The organism is Ideonella azotifigens (assembly GCF_006519715.1).
Lineage (GTDB): Bacteria > Pseudomonadota > Gammaproteobacteria > Burkholderiales > Burkholderiaceae_C > Ideonella > Ideonella azotifigens.
Genome location: NZ_VIDT01000510.1, coordinates 1 through 4,095, shown reverse-complemented (window position 1 = coordinate 4,095; position 4,095 = coordinate 1). Strand labels below are relative to the sequence as shown.

2 protein-coding genes are annotated in these 4,095 nt (G+C 69.2%); both read right to left on the bottom strand.

Annotated features, from left to right (window positions below):
* The coding region (locus FKP22_RS23015; RefSeq protein ID WP_141290009.1) for a response regulator at nucleotides 1–438 on the bottom strand (438 nt) is incomplete at its 3' end.
* Entirely contained in the window at nucleotides 416–3,925 is a 3,510-nt protein-coding gene (locus FKP22_RS23010) for a hybrid sensor histidine kinase/response regulator (RefSeq protein WP_141290008.1), read from the bottom strand. The genes FKP22_RS23015 and FKP22_RS23010, both read right to left, overlap by 23 nt.
* Nucleotides 3,926–4,095 lie beyond the last annotated feature (170 nt).

The window sequence follows — 4,095 nt, the reverse complement described above, 5'->3', positions numbered from 1 at the left end:
CTGGCTGCGCGCGCTTTGCAAATGCGTGGCCAGGCGGGCCAGCACTTCGCGCGTGCGGATGGGCTTGGTCACGTAGTCCACGCCGCCGGCAGCGAAGGCGGCGACCACGTGTTCGGTGTCGGTCAACCCGGTCATGAAGATGATAGGGATGGCGGCGGTGGCCGGGTCGGCCTTCAGGCGGCGGGCCACCTCGAAGCCATCCATGCCGGGCATCACCGCGTCCAGCAGCACGATGTCCGGCCGCGCCTGGCGGGCGCTTTGCAGCGCGGCCTCGCCATGCGTGGCGACCAGCACGGTGTAGCCGGATTCGTCCAGCGCGTCGTGCAGCACCGCGAGGTTGTCCGGCACATCGTCGACGATCAGCACCCGCTCGGCAGTGCCGGCGTCCAGCCCGTTGCCAGGGTCTTCCGGGCCTTCATCCAGCACGGCGGCGTTCATCGAGGGCTTTCGTCAAGGTGTGTTGGATGGCATCGAGCTGGAAGCCGCGAGCCATCGCGCGCAGCCGGGCGACGAAGGCCGTGGCGGCCGGGTGCTCGGCCTCGATCTGGTCGAGCTTGCGCGTCACGCCGCGCACATAGCCCAGGCCGACCAGTTCCTGCAGCGCCTCCAGTGCTTCGACCGGGGGCAGCACCTCGGCAACGGGCTCTGCAACGGGCTCGGCCCGGCGCGGCGCGGCGTCGATCCAGCGCAACTGCAGCCGGCTGCCCAGCCAGTCCAGCAGGTCGGCCAGGCGCACCGGCTTGACCAGGAAATCCGACGCCGGCAGGCCGACGATGTTGTCCAGGCCCTGGTCGAAGGCATTGGCCGAAATGACCGCCACCGGCGCGGTGGACAGCGCCTGGGCGCGCAGCCGGCGGATGGTCTCCCAGCCGTCGATGCCGGGCATCGCCAGGTCCATGAAGATCGCGTCGGGTTGCAGCGTGGCCAGCCGCGCCAGGCCTTCTTCGCCAGACGCCGCCTGCTCGATCACGAAGCCCAGCGGTTGCAGCAGATCGGCCAGCAGTTGCCGGTCGGCCTCTTCGTTGTCGACCACCAGGATGCAGCGGCGCGGGCCTTCGTAGCCGATGTGCGCGGCGCGCGGTGCGCTGACCTGGCCGCCCTGCCCGCCCCTGACTTCGGGCAGGAACAGGCGAAGCCGGAAGGTGCTGCCGTGGCCAGGCATGCTGTGCACCGTCATCTCGCCACCCATCAGGTCGGTGAGCATCTTGCTGATGGTCAGGCCCAGGCCGGTGCCGCCTACGCTGGCGCTGCCGGCGGCCGAGCCGCGCACGAACGGCTCGAAGACCCGCGCCAGCTCGGCTTCGCTCATGCCGGGGCCGGAGTCGATGATCTCGACGCGGGCCATCTCACGTGCGTAGGCCACGCGCAGCGTGACATGGCCAAAGGTCGTGAACTTGACGGCATTGCCCAGCAGGTTGATCAGGATCTGGCGCAGCCGGCGTTCGTCTGCGCGCACCCATTCGGGCAGCGTGTCGCCGCACTCGAAGACGAAGCGGATGCCCTTGCCCTGCGCCTGCAGCTCGAACATGCGGGCCAGCTCGTGCAGGCAGTCGGCAAAGCGCATGGGCTTCAAGTCCAGCGTCAGCTTGCCGCCTTCGATGCGGGCCACGTCCAGCGTGCCTTCGATCAGGCTCAGCAGATGGTCGCCGCCGCGGCGGATCACGCTGACGGCCTGGCGCCGGTGGGCCGGCATGCTGTCGTCATCCTCCAGCAGCTGGGCGTAGCCGAGGATGCTGTTGAGCGGCGTGCGCAGCTCGTGGCTGATGGCGGTGATGTAGCGGGTCTTGGCCTGGTTGGCGGCGTCGGCCACGCGCTTGGCCTGCTGCAGCGCCAGGTCGGTCTGCTGGTGCGAGGCGATCTCGCGCATCAGCGCCTCGGTCTGGCGCAGCGTTTCTTCCTGCGCCACCTGCCGGCTCTTGTGCGCCAGTACCAGCCACCAGGCGACCACGGCCGAGACCAGCAAGAGGGCCGCATAGGCCTTCACGAAGCTGCCCTGCAGCGAAGGCGCCAACTGCGCCGCGACCTCGCCGCCGCGCTCGACCAGCACCTTCAGCTCCTGGTGGTACAGCAGGCCGAACAGCGCGCCCAGCGCCGGCACGATCAGGCCCATCAGCAGCAGGTATTGGCCCAGGCCGGTGTCGACCTGCGGCGCCAGGCGCTGCGGCAGCACGCGCAGCAGCAACTGGCGCCAGGCCTGCCAGAAGCGGTCCACCGCGCGTTGTTGCGGCTTGCACTGGTCGCCGCAGCGGGCGTCCAGCGTGCAGCACAGCGAGCAGATGAAGCCGCCATACGCGGGGCAGCGGGCCATGTCCTCGCCTTCGTAGCTGCGGGCGCAGACGACGCAGGTGTGGGCGCGCAGCCGGGCGTAGCCGCCGCGGCCGTCACCGCGCTCGGTGTGGCTCTCCGGCGCTTCCGGTTCGCGCGCCAGGTAGTAGCGGCCACCGGTGTACCAGGCGATCAGCGGTGACGCGACGAGTGCGGTGACCAGCGCGATCAGCGCCGAGAAGGCCTGGGCCATGGCGCCAAACGCGCCCAGGTGGGCGGCCACCGACAGCAGCGAGGCCAGCCCCATGGCACCGACGCCGACCGGGTTCACGTCATGCAGGTAGGCGCGGCGGAACTCGATGCCGGGCGGGCTCAGGCCCAGCGGCTTGTTGATCACCAGGTCGGCGACGACCGCCATGATCCAGGCGATGGCGATGTTGGAAAACAGGCCCAGCACGCCACCCAGCGCCTGGAACACGTCCAGCTCCATCAGCATCAGCGCAATGCCGATGTTGAACACCATCCAGACCACGCGGCCCGGGTGGCTGTGGGTCAGCCGCGAGAAGAAGTTGGACCAGGCCAGCGAGCCGGCGTAGGCGTTGGTGACGTTGATCTTCAGCTGCGAGACGATGACAAAACAGGCCGTGGCCGCGACCGCCAGGCCGTAGTGCGGGAACACGTATTCGTAGGCCGCGAGGTACATCTGGTTCGGGTCGACCGCGCGGTCCACCGGCACCGAATGTTCGATGGCCAGCCAGGCCAGCAGCGCGCCGCCCAGCATCTTCAAGACGCCCGGCAGCACCCAGCCCGGGCCGCCGACCAGCACCCCAAACCACCAGCGCTTGCGGTTGGCAGGCGTGAGCTCGGGCATGAAGCGCAGGTAGTCGACCTGTTCGCCCATCTGCGTGATCAGCGCCACGCCCACCGTCATGGCCGCACCAAAGGCCTGCAGCGAAAAGCCGGGGAAGCGGCCGCTCTCGCCAGCGTAGGCAACCAGCCCTTTCAGCAGGCCCGGATTCTCGCGGAAGACGTAGAAATACGGCGCGACCAGCATCAGCAGCCACAGCGGCTGGGTCCAGACTTGCAGCCGGCTGATGATGGTCACCCCATGGGTGACGAGTGGAATGACCGCCAGCGCGCAGAGCAGGTAGCCCCAGACCGGCGGGATGTCGAAGGCCAGCTCGAGCGCATAGGCCATCACCGCGGCTTCGAGCGCGAAGAAGATGAAGGTGAAGCTGGCGTAGATCAGCGAGGTCAGCGTGGAGCCGAGGTAGCCGAAGCCGGCGCCGCGCGTCAGCAAGTCCATGTCCACGCCATGCCGGGCCGCATAGACGCTGATCGGCAGCCCCGCCAGGAAGATCACCAGGCCAGTGGCCAGGATGGCCCAGAAGGCATTGGCAAAGCCGTAACGCACCAGCAGCGTGGCGCCCACGGCTTCCAGCACCAGGAAGGACGCGGCGCCAAAGGCCGTGTTGGCCACCCGCCACTCGGACCACTTGCGGAAGGCGCGCGGCGTGAACCGCAGCGCGTAGTCCTCCATGGTCTCGCTGGCCACCCACAGGTTGTAGTCGCGCCGGATCTTCACGACCTGCTGGTGCACAGCGGGCTGCGCGTCCGGCGGGGGCGGATCCAGGGTGGCGGTGGGCAAGGCGGCGTTCATGGGGCGCTGATCGGGATGCAGGTATCGATCAAGATCCGCACCATGCCGTGTCGCGGCCTGTCGCCCAGCGATGGGTCAGGCCGGCGGTCGGATGTCACGGCTGGCATCGCAACCCTCGCGCCCCCCGCACCGCCGCGGGGCACCATGCACCAGGGCCGGGTTTCAGTCCC

Excerpts from the sequence above, each read along its gene's own strand:
- FKP22_RS23010 (WP_141290008.1), bottom strand. The coding sequence starts at position 3,925 with ATGAACGCCGCCTTGCCCACCGCCACCCTGGATCCGCCCCCGCCGGAC.